At 63.2% G+C, this 17,740-nt stretch carries 19 protein-coding genes, 2 tRNA genes and 1 pseudogene; 9 read left to right on the top strand and 13 right to left on the bottom strand.

Annotated elements, in window-relative coordinates; all coding sequences use genetic code 11:
- Position 1 precedes the first annotated feature (1 nt).
- Entirely contained in the window at positions 2–1,807 is a 1,806-nt protein-coding gene (locus ACFX5Q_RS15190; protein WP_404279183.1) for an ABC transporter ATP-binding protein, read from the top strand.
- Between the two features lie 80 nt (positions 1,808–1,887).
- On the opposite strand, the gene ACFX5Q_RS15195 is transcribed toward ACFX5Q_RS15190, so the two are convergent.
- The 5 genes from ACFX5Q_RS15195 to ACFX5Q_RS15215 form a co-directional block, all read right to left on the bottom strand.
- Positions 1,888–2,199 carry a PilZ domain-containing protein gene (locus ACFX5Q_RS15195; protein WP_192177583.1) on the bottom strand — a complete coding sequence of 104 codons (312 nt, stop codon included), beginning with the start codon at positions 2,197–2,199 and terminating at the stop codon, positions 1,888–1,890.
- Positions 2,200–2,320: 121 nt separating this feature from the next.
- Complete coding sequence (locus tag ACFX5Q_RS15200; RefSeq protein WP_404279185.1) at positions 2,321–2,809, bottom strand: NUDIX hydrolase; 489 nt, start codon at positions 2,807–2,809, stop codon at positions 2,321–2,323.
- A gap of 209 nt (positions 2,810–3,018) precedes the next feature.
- Positions 3,019–3,519: a xanthine phosphoribosyltransferase gene (gene gpt, locus ACFX5Q_RS15205; protein WP_006200882.1), complete on the bottom strand. Its 501-nt coding sequence runs from the start codon at positions 3,517–3,519 to the stop codon at positions 3,019–3,021.
- A gap of 145 nt (positions 3,520–3,664) precedes the next feature.
- Positions 3,665–4,498, bottom strand: coding sequence for a universal stress protein (locus ACFX5Q_RS15210; protein WP_404279188.1), 834 nt, complete (start codon positions 4,496–4,498; stop codon positions 3,665–3,667).
- A 90-nt stretch (positions 4,499–4,588) separates the two neighbouring features.
- The gene (locus ACFX5Q_RS15215) at positions 4,589–5,338 is read right to left on the bottom strand and encodes a competence/damage-inducible protein A (RefSeq protein ID WP_404279190.1); all 750 of its coding nucleotides are present in this window, start codon (positions 5,336–5,338) and stop codon (positions 4,589–4,591) included.
- Between the two features lie 153 nt (positions 5,339–5,491).
- Here ACFX5Q_RS15215 and ACFX5Q_RS15220 point away from each other — a divergent pair, with 153 nt between their 5' ends.
- Positions 5,492–6,505: an alpha/beta fold hydrolase gene (locus ACFX5Q_RS15220; RefSeq protein WP_404279192.1), complete on the top strand. Its 1,014-nt coding sequence runs from the start codon at positions 5,492–5,494 to the stop codon at positions 6,503–6,505.
- Positions 6,506–6,559: 54 nt separating this feature from the next.
- Positions 6,560–6,847, top strand: a complete 288-nt coding sequence (locus ACFX5Q_RS15225; RefSeq protein WP_404279194.1) for a hypothetical protein — start codon at positions 6,560–6,562, stop codon at positions 6,845–6,847.
- 74 nt (positions 6,848–6,921) lie between these two features.
- Here the strand turns inward: ACFX5Q_RS15225 and ACFX5Q_RS15230 are convergent, their stop codons facing one another.
- The 3 genes and pseudogenes from ACFX5Q_RS15230 to ACFX5Q_RS15240 form a co-directional block, all read right to left on the bottom strand.
- Positions 6,922–7,161 carry a DUF2188 domain-containing protein gene (locus ACFX5Q_RS15230; protein WP_120017345.1) on the bottom strand — a complete coding sequence of 80 codons (240 nt, stop codon included), beginning with the start codon at positions 7,159–7,161 and terminating at the stop codon, positions 6,922–6,924.
- Between the two features lie 28 nt (positions 7,162–7,189).
- Positions 7,190–7,468 (bottom strand): DUF982 domain-containing protein, encoded by a 279-nt coding sequence (locus ACFX5Q_RS15235; protein WP_404279196.1) that lies wholly within the window; start codon positions 7,466–7,468, stop codon positions 7,190–7,192.
- An 86-nt stretch (positions 7,469–7,554) separates the two neighbouring features.
- Positions 7,555–8,651, bottom strand: a pseudogene (locus ACFX5Q_RS15240) (NADH:flavin oxidoreductase/NADH oxidase).
- 164 nt (positions 8,652–8,815) lie between these two features.
- Here ACFX5Q_RS15240 and ACFX5Q_RS15245 point away from each other — a divergent pair.
- From ACFX5Q_RS15245 to ACFX5Q_RS15255, 3 genes are all read left to right on the top strand, one after another.
- The gene (locus ACFX5Q_RS15245) at positions 8,816–9,394 is read left to right on the top strand and encodes an NUDIX domain-containing protein (RefSeq protein WP_404279198.1); all 579 of its coding nucleotides are present in this window, start codon (positions 8,816–8,818) and stop codon (positions 9,392–9,394) included.
- A 187-nt stretch (positions 9,395–9,581) separates the two neighbouring features.
- Positions 9,582–9,667: transfer RNA gene (locus ACFX5Q_RS15250), tRNA-Leu, on the top strand.
- 392 nt (positions 9,668–10,059) lie between these two features.
- Complete coding sequence (locus ACFX5Q_RS15255; protein ID WP_404279200.1) at positions 10,060–10,275, top strand: DUF1127 domain-containing protein; 216 nt, start codon at positions 10,060–10,062, stop codon at positions 10,273–10,275.
- Positions 10,276–10,711: 436 nt separating this feature from the next.
- On the opposite strand, the gene ACFX5Q_RS15260 is transcribed toward ACFX5Q_RS15255, so the two are convergent.
- Positions 10,712–10,945, bottom strand: a complete 234-nt coding sequence (locus ACFX5Q_RS15260; protein ID WP_404279202.1) for a hypothetical protein — start codon at positions 10,943–10,945, stop codon at positions 10,712–10,714.
- A gap of 484 nt (positions 10,946–11,429) precedes the next feature.
- Here ACFX5Q_RS15260 and ACFX5Q_RS15265 point away from each other — a divergent pair, with 484 nt between their 5' ends.
- Positions 11,430–11,843: a hypothetical protein gene (locus tag ACFX5Q_RS15265; RefSeq protein ID WP_404279204.1), complete on the top strand. Its 414-nt coding sequence runs from the start codon at positions 11,430–11,432 to the stop codon at positions 11,841–11,843.
- 357 nt (positions 11,844–12,200) lie between these two features.
- Positions 12,201–12,286, top strand: a tRNA-Leu gene (locus tag ACFX5Q_RS15270).
- Between the two features lie 264 nt (positions 12,287–12,550).
- On the opposite strand, the gene ACFX5Q_RS15275 is transcribed toward ACFX5Q_RS15270, so the two are convergent.
- The 3 genes from ACFX5Q_RS15275 to ACFX5Q_RS15285 all read right to left on the bottom strand — a co-directional run bounded on the left by ACFX5Q_RS15275 (position 12,551) and on the right by ACFX5Q_RS15285 (position 14,499).
- Positions 12,551–13,216, bottom strand: a complete 666-nt coding sequence (locus ACFX5Q_RS15275; RefSeq protein ID WP_404279206.1) for an outer membrane protein — start codon at positions 13,214–13,216, stop codon at positions 12,551–12,553.
- 117 nt (positions 13,217–13,333) lie between these two features.
- Entirely contained in the window at positions 13,334–14,182 is an 849-nt protein-coding gene (locus ACFX5Q_RS15280) for an alpha/beta fold hydrolase (protein ID WP_404279208.1), read from the bottom strand.
- A 104-nt stretch (positions 14,183–14,286) separates the two neighbouring features.
- Positions 14,287–14,499: a hypothetical protein gene (locus tag ACFX5Q_RS15285; RefSeq protein WP_404279210.1), complete on the bottom strand. Its 213-nt coding sequence runs from the start codon at positions 14,497–14,499 to the stop codon at positions 14,287–14,289.
- A gap of 163 nt (positions 14,500–14,662) precedes the next feature.
- Between ACFX5Q_RS15285 and ade the strand changes: the two genes are divergently transcribed.
- Positions 14,663–16,474: an adenine deaminase gene (ade, locus tag ACFX5Q_RS15290; RefSeq protein WP_404279212.1), complete on the top strand. Its 1,812-nt coding sequence runs from the start codon at positions 14,663–14,665 to the stop codon at positions 16,472–16,474.
- Between the two features lie 17 nt (positions 16,475–16,491).
- Here ade and ACFX5Q_RS15295 read toward each other — a convergent pair whose 3' ends face one another.
- Positions 16,492–17,655, bottom strand: coding sequence for an alpha/beta hydrolase (locus ACFX5Q_RS15295; protein WP_404279213.1), 1,164 nt, complete (start codon positions 17,653–17,655; stop codon positions 16,492–16,494).
- Positions 17,656–17,740 lie beyond the last annotated feature (85 nt).

Below are 17,740 nucleotides of genomic sequence, written 5' to 3' on the forward strand. Positions count from 1 at the left end.
CATGGCTCGTTTTCGACTCGACCTGCGCGCCGACGCCTTCCGCAGCGTTCTCGGCTTCACGCTCATCCATTGGCGGCGCCAGCCGTGGCGGCTTTCGCTGATCATGGGCGCCTTCCTTTTGTCGACGCTGGCCGACGTGCTGACGCCGCTCTATTCGGGACGGCTGGTCGACGCGGTGGCCAGCAGCGCCGCTGCGGACGACGCCGCCTGGAATGCGGCCATCGCGGCCTTTTCGATGCTGGTGGCGCTGGCGCTGGCCGGCGTCGTGCTGCGCAACGCCGCTTTCATGGCCATCGTCGAGCTGACGCTGAAGATGATGGCGGATATCGCCGCCGATGCCTTCCACCGCGTCCAGCGCTTTTCCACCGACTGGCACGCCAACAGCTTTGCCGGATCGACGGTGCGCAAGGTCACGCGCGGCATGTGGGCGCTTGACCTGCTCAACGACACGATCCTGATTGCGTTGCTGCCGTCGGTCGTCATGCTCGTCGGCTCGACGCTGCTGCTCGGCTGGTTCTGGCCGCTGATGGGCGCGGTGGTCGCCGCCGGATCGGTGCTGTTCATCGCTGTCACGGCGATGCTGTCGCTCGGCTATGTCGCGCCAGCGGCAAGGCTCGCCAACACATGGGACACGCGCCTCGGCGGCTCGCTGGCCGACGCGGTGAGCTGCAACGCCGTGGTCAAGGGATTTGGCGCCGAGGCGCGCGAGGAAACGCGGCTCGCGAGGGTGGTCGCCAAGTGGCGAGCGCGTACGCGCCGCACCTGGGTGCGCGGCACCGTCAACGGCACGACGCAAGGCACGATGCTTTTGCTGCTCAGGACGGCGGTGATCGGGCTGGCGCTGATGCTGTGGGCTTGGGGTGAGGCCAGCGCCGGTGATGTCGCCTTCGTGCTGACCTCGTTCTTCGTGCTGCAGGGTTATCTGCGCGACATCGGCACGCATATCCGCAATCTGCAGCGCTCGATCAACGACATGGAGGAACTGGTCGATTTCCAGTCCGAACCGCTCGGCATCGAGGACGGACCCGGCGCCGGGCCGATCCGCATCGGTGACGGCCGCATCACCTTCGACAAGGTCACCTTCCATTATGGCAACCATCGGCTGCCGCTTTATCGCGACTTCTCGGTGGAGATCGCGCCCGGCGAACGCGTCGGCCTGGTCGGTCATTCCGGCTCGGGCAAGACGACCTTCGTCAAGCTGATCCAGCGCCTCTATGATGTAAGCGCCGGAAGGATCCTGATCGACGGCCAGGATATTTCCGAGGTTGCGCAGGCGTCGCTGCGCGGGCAGATCGCAATCGTCCAGCAGGAGCCGATCCTGTTCCACCGGTCGCTGGCGGAAAACATCGCCTATGCCCGCCCGAACGCCAGCCAGGCCGAGATCGAGCATGCGGCCCGGCTGGCCAGCGCGCACGACTTCATCGCCAACCTGCCGAAGGGCTACGGGACGCTGGTCGGCGAGCGCGGCGTGAAGCTGTCGGGCGGCGAGCGCCAGCGGGTGGCGATCGCGCGTGCGTTCCTTGCCGATGCGCGCATCCTGATCCTCGACGAGGCCACGTCGAGCCTCGACTCGGAATCGGAAGTGCTCATCCAGGAGGCGATGGAGCGGCTGATGGTCGGCCGCACGACGCTGGTCATCGCGCACCGGCTGTCGACGGTGCGGGCGCTGGACAGGCTGCTGGTGTTCGATCGCGGCCGCATCACCGAAGAGGGCTCGCATGACGAGCTGATCCGGCTGAACGGCGGCATCTACCGCCGGCTGTTCGAGCGTCAGGCGCTCGAGCTGACCAAAGGACTGGTGGTCTGATTTCGCCTGACACCCGGATCCTGACACCCGGATAAAGAGCACCCGGATCGAATGGTCCGGGTGCCTTCGATGGAATGGCGTCAGCCGTAATGCAGCTTCGGCTTCGGCGCGGTGCCGGTGAAGCGGACGCCGACGCGGTCAGTGCGGCGCCAGCGGACTTCCGCGCGATAGGCAATTCCATCGACCGGCACATAGAGCAGGAAATTGTCGGGAACCCGCGAGTCGGGGGCAACCTTCAACTCGGCGCCGCCAGCATGCTGATTGCGCAAGGTGCAACTGACCTCGGAATTCTGGATGCCGGTGATGATCGTGCCGCCCTTGAGCACACGCTGGCGATGCGCGCGTTTGTGTTCGCCGGAATTCTCTTCGAGTGGTCGTGCAGTGTTCGTCATCGGTAAAACGCCAGAGCAGTCCAATCGACTCTAGACGCAATAGCCGCAATAGCAAAGCATTCGTCCCCGGCGCCCGGCGACGTCTGGCCGGGCTGGCGCCCCTCGGCCGGTCAGCTCCAGATCAGGCGTATCCGTGCGGATCGACGCAGAAATGGGCGATGATCTGGCAGAGGTCCGGCTCGTTGATCATGCGCACGGCCTCTGCCGAGCTTACCCATTTGCGGGTCCGCGCGCGCTTTTCCTTCCAGCGCTCGGCGACGCGGTCGACCTGCAGCGGAAAGACCAGCACCTCGCACGGCACTTCCTCGCCGGAAGCCAGCGCCTTGGCGTAGAAATAGCGACCGGCCTCGAAATGCGAGACCGTGCCGCGCAATCCGGCTTCCTCGCCGGCCTCACGCGCCGCCGCCTCGCAAAGCGGCTCCCTGGCCTCTGGCCAGCCCTTGGGCAGCACCCAGCGGCCGGTGTCGCGGCTGGTGATCAGCATGATTTCGACGCCCTGCCCGGCCTCTCGCCAGGGCAGGGCGGCAACCTGCAGGCGGTACGGCGCGGTGCCGAAGAGTCGCCGGACTCTTTCGACCAGGTGATTGTGCGTCGTTGGCCTCGTCAACATCGGAGAAGCTGCCCCAGCCTCCAGAATCATTTGCCGCCTGATGAATCTTACGACGTATCTTGGGCATTAAAAGTAAAAAACTTCACTCGGATTGGTTAAATTCCACCAAGGCGGGCCGGTTCCACGAAATATCGTGCCCGGCAATCCTCCTTGTGAAGCAAAGGGTGCTCGCCGAGGCAGGCTAGACAGAAAAATGGCTTTCCGACGAATCAGCCGGCGTGGTCGTCGGCGATCGGCTTCTGATAGGTAAAACCCATGTCCCACGGAAAATAGATCCAGGTGTCCTGGCTGACCTCGGTGACGAAGGTGTCGACCAGCGGGCGGCCTTTCGGCTTGGCGTAGACGGTGGCGAAATGCGCCTTCGGCATCATCGCGCGCACGATGCCCGCCGTCTTGCCGGTGTCGGTGAGGTCGTCGATGATCAGCACGCCGGCGCCGTCGTCGGCGAGCAGCGCCGGTGTGATCTCCTTCAGCACCTGCAACTGCCCTTGCGAGGTGTAGTCGTGATAGGAGGCGACGCAGACGGTCTCGATGACCCGGATGCCGAGTTCGCGCGAGATGATGGCGGCCGGCACGAGACCGCCGCGGGTGATGCAGACGATCGCCTTCCATTGTCCTTTATTGGCGCCGGCAAGCCGCCAGGCAAGCGCGCGGGCGTCGCGGTGGAACTGGTCCCAGGAGACCGGGAAGGCTTTTTCGGGAAGAGACATGGTCGCGCACTCCGCAGGCGCGCTGGCCGCGCGCAGTCACGATGGAATGCGGGCGGAATTAGCCGGAAAGCGCTGGTCTTGGCAAGGTGGCGGCAAGCGATGCCTGTGGACTTGAAGCGCGTCGCACACTTTTGGGCGACATGCATTACCTTGAGAGGAAGGCCGCAACCTGCACTGAGCGCAGCACCGTGCGCGTCACGCCGCCGAACAGAAGCTGGCGCAGCCAGGAGTGGCTGTAGGCGCCGAGCACCAAAAGGTCGGCGCCGGTCTCAGTGATCCTGGTCTGGATGAGGTCATCGACCGAGATGCCGCCCGACTGCTGCACCGAGACGCTGACGGTCGCGCCATGCCTGGAAAGTGCAGCGGCGATTTCGGCGCCGGCGGCGTCCGGGCTATCGTCCAGCGTCTCCGGCGGATCGATGACCAGTATGTCCGTCTTCTCGGCCTCTATGATGAAGGGCAGGGCGTCGAAGGCCGCGCGGGCTGCCTCCTTGCTGCCGTTCCAGGCCAGCAGCACGTGCTTGAAGGTGGTGACAAGAGGGCCGGCATGCGGCACGACGAGCACGGGCCGCCCGGCATCGTAGACCAGCGTGTCGACGTCGGCGCTCGGGTCGCCGCCGGTGTCGCGCTGCGCGGCGATGACCAGATCGGCGGCGCGGACGTTGGAGATGCCGGTCAGCGCGCTATCGCCGGAAAAACTCTCGAGGCTGCGCCATTCGAAGGACAGGCCGGACTCCTCGATGCGCTTGAGGAAGAGCGCCTGCAATTTCTCGGCCCGCTCCTTGTTCATTTCGGCGGAGACCTGCAGGAACTCTGTGTCGGGAAAGCCCGTCGCGGAGGTGTAGGGGACGGGAAGCGCCTCGGCATGGATGCCGACGAGATGGCTCTGGAAGCGCTCGGCGAGTGGGATGGCGCAGTCGAGCACGCGCTCGGCATCCTGTTCGTTCTGCAATATCGCGACGATGGTCTTGAAGCGCATGGGAATCCCTCAAAATCTGCTGGCGCTGGGTGCGCCCGGGGGAAACGTCAGAACGCCATGCTTGGTTCCGGGCCGCTCGCGGCCCGGGGATCACGGATCAGTTGCGCCGGCGGCGATGCCGGCCACCATGGCTTCGACATCCTTGCGCGCCGCCTCCAACGCCTCTTCGCTGCGGGCGCGGACGACGAGCTCGGTCCAGAACTTGCCGTCGCCATATTTCGGATAGGAGCCGATTATCGTGTTCGGATGGGCTTTCTGGATGTCGCCCAGCGGCCCGCCGACCATGCCTTCGCCGAACGGGCAATGCACGGTCGCCGAGAGCATTTTGGTGCCCGCCTTCAGCGTCGGCACGACATTGTCGAGCATGGCCTGGAAGATCGACGGCACACCGGCCATGACATGGACGTTGCCGATGCGAAAGCCGGGCGCGATCGAGACGGGATTGTCGATATGGTCGGCCCCGCGCGGCATGCGCGCCATGCGCTTGCGTGCTTCGGTGTATTCGATGCCGCGCGCGGCGTAGCTCGCTTCCAGCATGGCATAGGCCTTGGCGTCGTACTCGCACGGCACGCCGAAGGCCTTGGAGATCGAATCCGCCGTTATGTCGTCATGCGTGGGGCCGATGCCGCCGGTGGTGAAGACGTAGGTGTAGCGGGCACGCACGGCATTCACCGCGGCGACGATCTCGTCCTCCTCGTCGGGAACGATGCGCACTTCCTTCAGGTCGATGCCGATCGCCGTCATGATGTCGGCGAGGTGGCCGATGTTCCTGTCCTTGGTGCGGCCGGACAGGATCTCGTCGCCGATGACAAGCATGGCGGCGGTGACGATTTCAGGCATGAGGGGCTCCGGCAACATGTCGCCTTGGGAAGACTGGGTCGCCTGAGATAGCGCGGCGGGCGGCCGGCGGCAATGCGCCACGGATCGCGCGTCGATGGCCTTGCGGTGGCACCGGCGGCAGGTATGGTGCGGGGCGTTCGCTTCGGGTGAAAAATGCTTCTGTCCGTGTTGTCGTGGCTGTTCGGCGGCCTGCTGCTGCTGGCGGTGATCGTGGTCGCCGGCCTGGTTCTGGCGACATGGTGGATCGCCGCGAAGGCCGAAAGGCTGGTGCCGGCGAACGGAAAGTTCATCGAAATCGACGGCAACCGCATCCATTACGTCGAGACCGGCGAGGGCAGGCCGATCGTGTTCCTGCATGGGCTTGGCGCGCAGCTTCACCATTTCCGGCATACGCTGTTCGACCGTTTCGGCCCCGGCTACCAACTGATCGCGCTCGACCGCCCGGGCTCGGGCCATTCGCTCCGGGCAAGCGGAGCGACTGGCCGGCTGCCGGAGCAGGCGCAACTGGTGCGGCGCTTCATCGAGGCGCTTGGGCTGGAACGTCCTTTGGTCGTCGGCCATTCGCTTGGCGGCGCTATCGTGCTGACCTTGGCGGTGGAACATCCCGAGACGATTTCGGGCATCGCCTTGCTCGCGCCGTTGACGCATCTGGAAACCAGGGTGCGCCAAAAATTCGACCTGCTCTATGTTCCTTCACGCCTGTTGCGCTGGATCATGGCCTATACGGTGGCGATACCGGTAAGCTTGAAATACGCGGAGCCGACGATGAAATTCATCTTCGCGCCGCAGCCAGTTGCCGGCGACTACATGATCGCAGGCGGTGGCTGGCTCGGACTGCGGCCCGCCCACTATCATGCGACTTCGACCGATGTCGTGGCGGTGGAACAGGATCTCGGCCGCATCGAGCAGCGCTATGGCGAGATCGCCATGCCGGCCGGCATCCTGTTCGGCACGGCCGACCGCGTCATTGGCATCGCTGTCCATGGCGAGCCGATGCGGGACAGGATCAAAGGGCTCGATTTCGAGGCTGTCGACGGGCTTGGACATATGCCGCAATTCGTCGAGCCGGAACGCGTCATCGCTTTCATCAAGCGCATTGCCGAGCGGGCGTTCACGGGCCGAACATCAACACAGCCTCACAACAATTTCACTGAACCTTTGGGCTGACTACCGGTTGTACCCGCGCCGCACCTTTGCGGCAGAGACACGGAGTAAACATCAATGATCATGAAAATTCTTGCCGCGTCGGCCTTGACCATCGGCCTCGCTACATCGGCACTGGCCCAGTCAGCCGAGTCAACGTCCGACAGTCATCACAATTGGCTATTCGGCAATGAGGACACGAGGTCTGTCGATCGAAACACCACCGGCAGCATAGCCGCGGGTAGCGATGCATCAGGCCTGAACACGCTGGGCAATTCCGGTCCGGTCGGCCCTTGTGCCTCGAACACGGCTGGACCCGACGCCAATGCCGGGCTGAGCGTCAACGATCATTACTGCGGCAAGTAATCAACCGCACTTGCGAGTGGCTGGCAGGATGCTCTCGGGGGGCATCCGCAGCCGCCGCAGTCACCAACACTGGGCTAATCGGAAACTTCGGTTTGCGGCCGATCCCGGCCATCGGCCAGTTCGTCATGCCATTTGCCGTCGGCGTCCTCGTACTGGATGCCGTCCGTGGTGCCGGCAATCTGCTGCTCGGCCGAAGCGATCTCGGCGGCGCGCAGCGCATCCTGATGGCTGGGGAACGTTTCCGAGAAGGTCGAGCCGACCTTGTAGGCCCAGCCGCCATCATGCTCGACGATCTTGTAAGTCAGCTTCGCCATGAAGTCCTCCTGGTGAAAGGCTCGTTGCTCAATGCCGCTTGCTGTCGAGCAGCCTGTCGTTGGGAACCAGCACTTCCGATTCCTTGGCCGCTTCGATCAATGCCCGGCGCGCGTCCGCGGTCGAACGATACCCTTCCAGCACTTTGAGGCAAGTGTCGAGCGCATCACGATGCCGAGGGCCGCGGTTGAGCGGCCACACTGTCATCAGGCACTCCGCGGCTTCCCGGGTGCTGCGGATCTGGCGATATTTGCCGACATGGCCGAGTTCGACCACCACCGGCGTTTCAAAAGGTTTGCTGTCCATCATGGCCGCCAACGCAAAGCAGCCAATTTGGTTGCAATCGTGTCTGCCAGCGTGCGCCCAAACGTCTCAGCAGCCACAATCCGGTGTGATCAACCCGCCGCCTTCATCCAATGCCGCATCGTTGTCACCGAGCGGGCAAGCTGCGGCGCCGGGTGGATTTCCTCGCCGAAGGTGGCCGCCGCGCGCCAGCCCCAGCGCGGGTCGGCAAGGAAGGCGCGCGCCAGCGCCACCATATCGGCGCGGCCGTCGGCGATGATCATCTCGGCCTGCTGCGGATCGTCGATCAGGCCGACGGCGCGCGTCGGGATGTCGGCTCCCTTGCGCACGGCTTCCGCCAGATGCACCTGATAGCCGGGGCCTGACGGCAGCTGCTGCAATGGCGAATTGCCGCCGCTCGAACAGCAGAGATAGGCGATGCCCTCAGCCTTCAGCGCCTTGGCCACTTCGATCGCGTCCTCGACATCGAAGCCGCCATCGACCCATTCCTTCACCGACAGGCGCGCGCCGAGCATCAGCTCGGGCACGGCCTTCCGCACCGCCTTGGCGATCTCGACGACAAAGCGCATGCGGTTTTCCAGCGAGCCGCCCCAACGGTCGGTGCGGACAGCGGCGACAGGAACTGGAAGATCAGATAGCCGTGCGCGGCGTGCAGTTCGATGAAATCGAAGCCGGCCCGTTCGGCCCGCCTTGCCGCTTCGGCGAAACGCTCGATGAGCTGCAGGATCTCTCCGTCCTCCAGGGCATGCGGCACTTGCCAGCCTGTGTCGTAGGCGATGGCCGAGGCGGAGACGACCGGCCAGGGGTCCTGGTCGGCCGCGAGCGGTCCGCCGCCTTCCCATGGCCTCCTGTTGGAGGCCTTGCGGCCGGCGTGGGCAAGCTGGGTGCCGAATTTCGTGCCGGGTGGGGCGACGCGCCTGGCCGCATCGAGCGTGCGCCTGGCCGCGGCCTCGTTGTCGTCGGAATAAAGCCCGAGGCAGCCATGCGAGATGCGGCCGCGCCGTTCGATGTCAGTCATCTCGACGGTGACCATGCCGGCGCCGGACATTGCAAGGTTCATCCAGTGGTGGAGGTGCCAGTCGCTGGCCGAGCCGTCCTCGGCGGAATACTGGCACATCGGCGCCACCGCGATGCGGTTCGGAAAGTTGAGGCCGCCAAGCGTGATCGGCTGGAAAAGCGATGTGGTCATCGAAAGCTCCTGGAGGGCGCAATCCGCTATTTAGTCAGGCGATGCGGCCGGCGCCAGACACGGGGCAGTGATTGACCGTCCTGGACCAATGGCTGGCCCGATTGCATGAATGGCGGTTCACGGCTACGCCTCATGCGCGAGCACGCAGGTTATCGGAGTTCATCATGGAAGATCGCATTCGCATCCGTTCGGAGGAAGTGCTTTCCGATGACTGGGCGGTCCTGAAGAAGACCGTGCTCGACTATCGCCGCCGTGACGGGCAGTGGGAGACCCAGATCCGCCAGACCTACGATCGCGGCGACGGCGCGGTGATCCTGCCGTTCGATCCCGAGCGCTCGACGGTGCTGCTTGTGCGGCAGTTCCGCTATCCGGCCTATGTCACCGGCCATCGCGAGCCGCTGATCGAGGCCTGCGCAGGCCTGCTCGACGAAAACGACCCGGAAACCTGTATCCGCAAGGAAGCCGAGGAGGAACTCGGCTATCGTCTGAAGAACGTCGAGCGGCTGTTTGCCCCCTATATGAGCCCCGGCAGCGTGACCGAACGGCTCTGGTTCTTCATCGCCCGCTACTCGCCCGCCGACCGCATTTCGGCCGGCGGCGGCGCACCGGAGGAAGGCGAGGACATCGAAGTCCTGGAAATGACCCTTGATGACGCGCTGGCCGGTATTGCCGACGGCCGCATCATCGACGCCAAGACGATCATCCTCATCCAGCACCTGAAATTACACCCAATTCCGGCCTGAAACGACTGCCTGTTTCAGCGCCCGCGTGCGCGAGACATCGAGCGCTTGAGGCAGCTCGGTTCTCGGATGCCGAGGCTCGCGCACAGCCTGTTGCAACCTCCGGAGCCCATGTTGAGGGGGTGACGCATTCTTGTGCCTGCACAGAGGCGGTTGACGTTTTGGCGCGAAGCCCCGAAAAGCAACGGGCGCGGACGTGGCGGAATTGGTAGACGCAAGGGACTTAAAATCCCTCGATCTCTGATCGTACGGGTTCGATTCCCGTCGTCCGCACCACGTTGAAATCAAACGATAATCTGCATTCTATTGACTTACTGGATACCCTGGCAAAACTGAGTCTGGGTGGCCGTAGGGGTAGCCGGGACAATGAAAAAAGGCCCGCCACCCAGGGAGAAGCAGCGGGCGCTAGTTCGGGAGGAGTGTTGTCGGGCGTCCCCCTTTGCCCGTGAAACTACGGTACGCCTCGCTTAGTTGGATAATAAGCTCGCGCCGGTTGAAGCTCTGCATATTCAAGCTGCGTGACTTTTCTGCCACAAGATAGAGAAAGCCCGCCACCATCGGCAGCCGGGCAGTTTTGCCCGTAGGGATCTGTGAGGTTTGTCACAGACGCATCGACGTATCGGCCTAGGCTACGTGCAGTTTCCTGCAGCGGTGAAGGGAGTGCTCCGATGCTTGTGAACCTTCCTATGCTTGTGAATCTTCCTCTTGTCGCAGTTGGTCCCCTTGTCGATTGGCTCGATCGCCGAGCCGATCAGAAGGCGCAGTTGAAGGCAATGGACGAACTGAGTGACGCACCAGACGACATGCTCAGCGACATCGGGATTTCCCGTGACGACATCACGACGTATGCGTTCCGCAGATCGGCGTCGAGACGCAGGGGCTGAGCAATGAAAAGGCCCGCAACCGTGAGGCTGCGGGCCAAAGCGGAAAAGTTTTCCTCTTTCAGCGACCGAACCCGAAACCGGGGAACGGCCCAACGATCGTGATCACCTTCAGCGATGGCTCGGGACGACGGAGCCCTGCTCGTTGTCGGTGTCGGTCCAGCCTTCGACGCCAACGCCGGTCTGTCCTGTGGCGTTGCCCCATTCCTAGGAACGGCTCGCGGTCGGTGTCGTCGTCGTGCGGCTCGTCCTGTATGTCGCCGCCGTGTTCGTGGCGCCTAATTTTAGCTCCTAGGCATTTTAGCAAAATTGAATATTCCAATGAACGGCCTATAATTTGCCAGCCGGCAACCTACCCCGTTTGCCGGTTAGGCCCGGCGGTCAAACCCCGAGCCCCCCGCCCTTGGCCGCCGGGCCGCTGGAATCGGCCTTGGCTACGCTACCGCGCGGCGATCACGAGCAGCACAGCAGCGATGGAAGCCAGGACGATCGCGGCAACCCGGATGCGCTTGATCCCACCTTGTTGCAATCGTTGTCGAACCTTCGCCGCTTCGTAGGCGCTATAGAGGCGCAGGCCATCATCGCCGAAGCGATCGGCGTTCGGATAGTTGTTCTGCGGCTTTCGGCGGAGCTTCAGCATCGTTGGACCGTTGAAAGAAAACTCGCCGGGCATGAAACCCCAAGCCCATGGCCCGGCGAGATTGACAACCCGACCCCCGATCGGGACCGGTGGAGGAGTACCGGCAATTTCTTCAGTGCAAAACCGATGCCAGCAGTTTGGTCCCGAACCGGGACAGAGGTAACCGCGCGCGTGACCAGAGAGCCCTGCCAGCGCGCGTTTCTGCCGGCCGCTGTCCTACACCGCCGATGCGTCTGGCGCGCTCTGGCGCTGCTTGTGGCTTTTGCCGGACATGGTTTGCAAGCCATTCCTTCTTGACTGCCCAAACGGCTCAGATACTTTTGCAGCGTGCCTTGAGAAAAGCGGCGCCCGGTAACCTCTGAATAACGCCGCATGATAACCGACGATGGGGGAGCCCTTACGTCGTAGACAACGAGCAGCACGGCTGCCCAACACAACTCCTTGAACATCAACTGGCTCGCGGAACGCTCATGCACGTCTGCGGTGAGCGTGCGGTCCCAAACGATATGGAGAAGTCATGCAGGTTCAGCGGGAAATGCAAAGGCAGAATGGATACTGGTGGGCGATCAGCCTTCACCAAGAAGACGACGGCCTGCCCGAAATCATCGATGTACATGGCCAAGAGGCCGCACGTATGGGCGACGACTGGCCCTACCATATCGGCGAATTCGACATGCTCCAGCATGTAGATACCAGCGGCTGGCCGCAGAAGGGGAAGCTAACGGAAGAGGAATTGCTCGATCCGGATTATGCGGTCGATCCGGCTACGGTCCATGAGGGCTATTGGTGGGCGATCCACTCCGAAGATTTCCAGCCTCTGATTGTCCGGGTTGGAAAGGATGCTGTCGTCTATCGGCTCGACTGTGAGGACGATCTCAACAACTTCGAGTTCCTAATGCCGATCGACACGAGCGGCTGGCCGAAAGAATAAGGAAATGCTGAAAGCGCTCTCCGGCCTGTGCTGATCGTTCTTTCGCTTGGTGCACTGCTCGCGACGTCGACAGGCGTTCTCTACCACGAGGAAAAGAGCCCAACGGGCGCATCCACCTGCCACTATTTCACGGGAATAGGGACGTACACGACGCCAAGCTATGCCGTGACCGGCTGCCCGCGATTCATCAGCGTTGATCGGTAGTGGTTCGGGCACACAGGCAGTTGAGCCGCCCCCGCGGCGGCGGCGATCGAAGCTGCGATGAGAACGGCCGCAGAACAGTAATCCGGCCTTTGGGTGTCAATTGGGCTCTCCTGGCTGGACCTGTGTTCGCTTAAGTGCTTGATATCGCGGCCTGCGGACGTGGCGGAATTGGTAGACGCAAGGGACTTAAAATCCCTCGATCTCTGATCGTACGGGTTCGATTCCCGTCGTCCGCACCAATTCCTGGCGGCTAGTCGCGCATAACAAGGGGAAAACGCCACGTCGGGGTTTTGTTGCGCAGTTGCTAATATTAGGCTTGGTCCAGCCGGCTTGCCCCCCAGGCCGGTCAGGCCCGGCAGCCAGTCAATCTCACCCCAACGGGCTGTCGGGCCGCTGCTGTCGTACTTCGCAGCTCAGGCAGCACTCAATCAGATTGGTCGTTACTCGCGCCCAGCGACGAGGAAAAGCTGGCACAAGGTCAGATCTTTCGCGATGGTGGATGCTCAGAACTTGTAGCTCAAGTTGATGCCGACCGTGTTCAGCTTCACATTCTGGTCGCGATCGACAAAGGCGTCCGGCGCGTCAAAGTGCTCGGAGCGGAAATCGTAGTAGCGATACTGGGCGCCGACGACGAATTGGTCGGTCAGCGCGTAGTCGACGCCGGCGCCAACGGTCCAGCCGACACTCGTGCGCGTCGTGGCGAATGACGTGCCTGCGTTCTGCGACGTTTCGATGCCGGCGAAGGCGATGCCGCCAATGCCGTAGAGCAGGAAGCGGTCCATGGCGAAGCCGGCCTTGGCGTTCACCGATCCGAGCCACTTGATGTCGGTGCCGAATGTGTTTCCAGGGCCGAGTTCAGTCGAGCCGTCAATGGAGGCGTAGTTGAGTTCGGCCACGGCGCCGACCACGGCCTGGTCGAACTGCCAGAGGCCGGCGACATGACCGCCAATGAAGCCGCCGCCGAGGTCGGGCGAGGCGCTAAATGGCTCGCCTTCCGTTCCAGATATGTCGGAGCTGCCCCAGCCATAGCCGGCCTGCAGACCGGCATAGTAGCCCGTCCAGTCGAAGCCTGGCGCGGTCATCGGCAGTTCGGCGCCCAGGTCCGCGGCGAAAGCCGACCCGCACAGGAGGGCAAGAAAGCCGGCACTGGCAAGCGTCAGACGACGCATCGAGTTCTCCGAAATGGCGGTTCAGAAAATCCCTAGGTTGCAGGGTAGCCCTATTCGCCGCAAAACGGAATCCCCTTGCTCAACAATCGAATCCGCCTGTCGCGGCGCAAGAGTGCCCTATTTGGCGTCGATGAAATCCAGCGCCGCCTGGCTGTATTCCGGCGCCTGCAGCATGGCGAAATGACTGGCGTTGGGCACGATGATGAGCTTGGCGCCCGGAATGGCGGAGGCCATGTATTCGGTGTGTTCGCGCTTTATAGCCTCGTCATGATCGCCGGCGACGATCGCCGTCGGCGTGGTTATCTTGCCGAGCTGTTCCTTGGTCCACGCCGGTTCCGTCTCCCACATGTGGCTGATCTGCGCCACGAAGGCGTCATACTGGTCCGGGGTCTTGGACATCTTCTTGTAGTCGCGGCCGGAGCGGTCGATGTAGGCGGCAAAGGTCTTGTTGGTCATGACGCCCGGATCGACGCCATCGGTGGTGACGTTGGCGGCTTGCGCAAATAGCCTCGTCAGCCGTTCCGGATGATGCAGCGCGATGTCGATACCGATGATGCCGCCATCGCTCCAGCCGACAAGCGCGGTCTTGTCGATCTTCAGATAGTCGAGCAGCGCCAGATAATCCGACGCCATCAAATCGTAGCCATAAGGCTGTTCGGTACGGGTCGAGCGGCCGTGGCCACGGCTGTCGGCGATGATCACCTTGTGGGTTTTGGAAAGTGTCGCCACCTGGCTGGCCCAGATGTCGGCGTGGCCGAGGCCGCCATGGATCAGCAGCACCGGGTCGCCCGCACCGAAAACGGCGTAGTACATCTGGATGCCATTGACCGGCGCATACCCGCTCTGATCAGGCTTGGGCATGGCCGCCGGTTCCGGCAAGGTTTGCCAGCGTTCCTCGGCGGCTGCAAAAGCGGTTGACGCAGTAAACAGGATGACGATGGCGAACGCTTTCCAGACACGGGTCATGGTTCCCTCTTACGGTTCGGTCCGGGTCAGCATCGCGTTTTAGCCAGATTAGTCAACAAGCTCGGGCCTGCGCGGCGAGTGCCGCCAACGGCCTTGGCAACGGCTCATATCGGCGGGTTGCGCGTCCGATCCTCCAGGTCGCGCTGTTTCTCCAGAGGCGATGCCAGCCGGTTGAAGGCGTATTCGGCCAGCATGGAGCCGGCGACGAAGATCAGGATCGGCGCCAGCCACCTCCAGAACGGATGCAGGGTGAAGAAGGCGAGGCCGGCCAAGCATGCCGACAGCACGAAAACTGCAAATCGGATCGTCTGTGCCATCTTCCTCGCCAATCCGCCCAGTCGCCAGATGTGAGCCTAATTTAGAGCATTTCGCCTTGCCGGAAGAGCGGATCATGAAACGGTCCTGCATCAAGCACAATCTGGCTTTGCCAACTGGTCAAAACCGCGCCGGATTGGCACAGTGGGTAAACAGGAGTCCCCAATGGCGAGCAGTGCGAACACCACGAAACCAAAGCCCTGGACCGAGATGGCGACGCATCTGGTCGATGTCGCCATGGGGCGCAAGCCGGCCGATCTCGTCATCCGCAACGGGCGCTGGGTGAATGTCCATTCCGGCGAGATCATCGCCGGCACAGATATCGCCATTGCCGGCGGCCGCTTCGCCTATTGCGGGCCGAACGCCGGCCACGCCATCGGGCAGGGCACCAAGGTGGTGGACGCCAGCGGGCGCTATCTGGTGCCCGGCCTTTGCGACGCGCATATGCATGTCGAGAGCGGCATGGTGACGGTGACGGAATTCTGCCGCGCCGTGATCCCGCACGGCACCACCTCGATGTTCATCGATCCGCATGAGATCGCCAATGTGCTCGGCCTTCCCGGTGTCCGTCTGATGCATGACGAGGCCGTCGCCATGCCGATCAACGTGCATGTGCAGATGCCGTCCTGCGTCCCCTCGGCGCCGGGGCTGGAGCATGCCGGCGCCGAACTGACGGTCGCCGATGTCGCTGAAGCCATGACATGGGAAAACATCATCGGACTCGGCGAGGTGATGAATTTTCCCGGCGTCGCCGCCAATAATCCGGTGATGTCGGGCGAGATCGCGGCGACGGTGAAGGCGGGCAAGACGGTTGGCGGGCACTATGCCTCGCGCGACCTCGGTCTGCCGTTCCATGGCTATGTCGCCGGCGGCCCGGAGGACGACCACGAGGGCACGCGCGCCGAGGACGCCATCGCTCGCGTGCGCCAGGGCATGAAGGCGATGCTGCGGCTGGGCTCTGCCTGGTATGACGTCGCCTCGCAGATCAAGGCGGTGACGGAGAGCGGGATCGATCCGCGCAATTTCATCCTATGCACCGACGACAGCCATTCCGGCACGCTGGTCCAGGAAGGCCATATGGACCGCGTGGTGCGGCACGCCATCCAGCAAGGGTTGAAGCCGGTGACAGCGATCCAGATGGCGACGCTCAACACCGCCCAGCATTTCAAATTGGAGCGCGAGATCGGCTCGATCGCACCGGGACGGCTCGCCGACCTGCTGATCGTCTCGGATCTTGCCGCGATGACCATCGACGAGGTCTATGGCCGCGGCGTTCGGCTGGCAAAGGGCGGCAAGCTCGATATCGATATCCCGGCCTACGACTATCCGAAGACGGCGAAGAACACGGTGAAGCTCGGCAAGAAGCTCAAGGCGAGGGATTTCGACATCGCAGCTCCCAAGGGCGCCAACGAGGTGCGGGTGCGGGTCATCGGCGTCATCGAGAACCAGGCGCCGACGCGCGCGCTGGAGGCCGATCTGCCGGTCGAGGACGGGCTCGTTGCCATGGACCGGCGCAACGATGTCTGCCAGATCGCGCTGGTCGAGCGCCACAGGGGCACCGGCGGCGTCACCAACGCCTTCGTCTCCGGTTTCGGCTATATGGGTGACTGCGCCATGGCCTCCAGCGTCGCGCATGACAGCCACCACATCATCGTCGTCGGCACCAACAAGCAAGACATGGCGCTTGCCGTAAACCGGCTGGGCGAGGTCGGCGGCGGCGTCGTATTGTTCTCAAAGGGCAAGGAACTGGCGCTGGTCGAAATGCCGATCGCCGGCCTGATGTCGGATGAGCGGGCGGAGATCGTCGCGGCCAAGGCGGAGAAACTCACCGAGGCGATGCGCAAGATGGGCTGTTCGCTGAACAACGCCTATATGCAGCACTCGCTGCTGGCGCTGGTGGTGATCCCCGAACTCAGAATCTCCGATGTCGGCTTGGTCGATGTCACGACCTTCCAGAAGGTCGACCTTTTTATCTGAGAACCAGGCGGCGTGCTTTATCCGCCGGTGGCGATAGTCAGCACCTTGAACGGTGTGGTGATGACGATTTCGGCGACCGATCCGACGGCCTTGCCGAGGCCCTGGCCGAGATTGTTGAGCTGCGTTGGGTCGGGTTCGTCCGAGGCCAGGCCGGCCGGCGTGCGCAGCCGGTCGCCCAGCAGTTGCACCAGCATCGGATTGTCGGCGAATTTGGCGTGGTTCAGACGGTCGCCGCCCTTGGTCTGGCTGAGGTCGACGACGGACACGCCGTAGCTGGCGAGGTCGGCCGCATTGCCATAGTCGCCGACGCGCGGCTTGTCGCCGGAAATGATGGAAGACAGTTTTAACGCGCGGTCGTCGGCGGAAAGCAGGATGGCGAAAGGCTTGTCAGGTTTGCCGTAGCGGATCATCTGCTTCTTGAACACGTCGACGTCGATATCGGGCGAGGCCAGGATGACATAGCCCAGCTTGCCGTCGAGGTCGCGGTCGTCGGTGATGGCTAGCTGGCGCAGCGCCTCCATCGTCACCCAGGTTCCCATCGAGTGGGCGATGATGTCGATGCTCTTGACGCGTGTTTTCGCCAGCATACGCAGCGTCGCTTCGAGGTCGTCGCGCGCGGCGTTGGCGCTTTCCTTGTCGTAGATATAGCCGGTGGTCTTGCCGCTCGACGCCCATGAGAACAGCACCGGCGTGCCCGGATATTTGGTGTCGTGCGCGATCTGCGTCAGCCGGTAGATGCCGTCGTCGAAGCCGTTGTTGAAGCCGTGCACGAAAACCAGGGCGCGGTCGCCGCGCATGGCGATGTCGGCGCCGACCGCCTTGCCGAATTGCGACGCGTCCTCGTAGTGGACGACGCCGGTCGCCGTGAATTGTTTGGCCGGGTTGCTGTTGGCGGAGCCCTTGGCCCGTTCGATGGCGCCGACCTGATGGACCTTGGGGACGGTGACGTCGACGCGGGCATAGCTGGTGGTCAGCGAGCGATCGCCGTCGAACACCTGCTGCGGGTCCTTGGTGGCTTGCTGGCGGGTGGTGGCGACGAAGATCTCATGCGTGGCCGCAATGTCGGACGCAGGCGCGGCGACCGTCGTCTTGTTGAGCAAATCGTGCGTGTTCGGGCCGGCGCAGCCTGCGAGAGCGAGCGCGAACGCCACGACAAGGAAGCTCTTCGAACGCACGGTCACACGCCGGCTCCCGCTGGTGACGCCATGCTCACGACGTCTGTGCCCATTCGATAAAGGCAGAGTGCAGCCCGGTCCAGTTCAAAGT

This window comes from Mesorhizobium sp. IMUNJ 23033 (genome assembly GCF_044778005.1).
Lineage (GTDB): Bacteria > Pseudomonadota > Alphaproteobacteria > Rhizobiales > Rhizobiaceae > Mesorhizobium > Mesorhizobium amorphae_A.

Coding starts and splice junctions, on each gene's coding strand:
- ACFX5Q_RS15190 (WP_404279183.1), top strand. CDS start 2: ATGGCTCGTTTTCGACTCGACCTGCGCGCCGACGCCTTCCGCAGCGTT.
- ACFX5Q_RS15195 (WP_192177583.1), bottom strand. CDS start 2,199: ATGACGAACACTGCACGACCACTCGAAGAGAATTCCGGCGAACACAAA.
- ACFX5Q_RS15200 (WP_404279185.1), bottom strand. CDS start 2,809: ATGTTGACGAGGCCAACGACGCACAATCACCTGGTCGAAAGAGTCCGG.
- gpt (WP_006200882.1), bottom strand. CDS start 3,519: ATGTCTCTTCCCGAAAAAGCCTTCCCGGTCTCCTGGGACCAGTTCCAC.
- ACFX5Q_RS15210 (WP_404279188.1), bottom strand. CDS start 4,498: ATGCGCTTCAAGACCATCGTCGCGATATTGCAGAACGAACAGGATGCC.
- ACFX5Q_RS15215 (WP_404279190.1), bottom strand. CDS start 5,338: ATGCCTGAAATCGTCACCGCCGCCATGCTTGTCATCGGCGACGAGATC.
- ACFX5Q_RS15220 (WP_404279192.1), top strand. CDS start 5,492: ATGCTTCTGTCCGTGTTGTCGTGGCTGTTCGGCGGCCTGCTGCTGCTG.
- ACFX5Q_RS15225 (WP_404279194.1), top strand. CDS start 6,560: ATGATCATGAAAATTCTTGCCGCGTCGGCCTTGACCATCGGCCTCGCT.
- ACFX5Q_RS15230 (WP_120017345.1), bottom strand. CDS start 7,161: ATGGCGAAGCTGACTTACAAGATCGTCGAGCATGATGGCGGCTGGGCC.
- ACFX5Q_RS15235 (WP_404279196.1), bottom strand. CDS start 7,468: ATGATGGACAGCAAACCTTTTGAAACGCCGGTGGTGGTCGAACTCGGC.
- ACFX5Q_RS15245 (WP_404279198.1), top strand. CDS start 8,816: ATGGAAGATCGCATTCGCATCCGTTCGGAGGAAGTGCTTTCCGATGAC.
- ACFX5Q_RS15255 (WP_404279200.1), top strand. CDS start 10,060: ATGCTTGTGAACCTTCCTATGCTTGTGAATCTTCCTCTTGTCGCAGTT.
- ACFX5Q_RS15260 (WP_404279202.1), bottom strand. CDS start 10,945: ATGCCCGGCGAGTTTTCTTTCAACGGTCCAACGATGCTGAAGCTCCGC.
- ACFX5Q_RS15265 (WP_404279204.1), top strand. CDS start 11,430: ATGCAGGTTCAGCGGGAAATGCAAAGGCAGAATGGATACTGGTGGGCG.
- ACFX5Q_RS15275 (WP_404279206.1), bottom strand. CDS start 13,216: ATGCGTCGTCTGACGCTTGCCAGTGCCGGCTTTCTTGCCCTCCTGTGC.
- ACFX5Q_RS15280 (WP_404279208.1), bottom strand. CDS start 14,182: ATGACCCGTGTCTGGAAAGCGTTCGCCATCGTCATCCTGTTTACTGCG.
- ACFX5Q_RS15285 (WP_404279210.1), bottom strand. CDS start 14,499: ATGGCACAGACGATCCGATTTGCAGTTTTCGTGCTGTCGGCATGCTTG.
- ade (WP_404279212.1), top strand. CDS start 14,663: ATGGCGAGCAGTGCGAACACCACGAAACCAAAGCCCTGGACCGAGATG.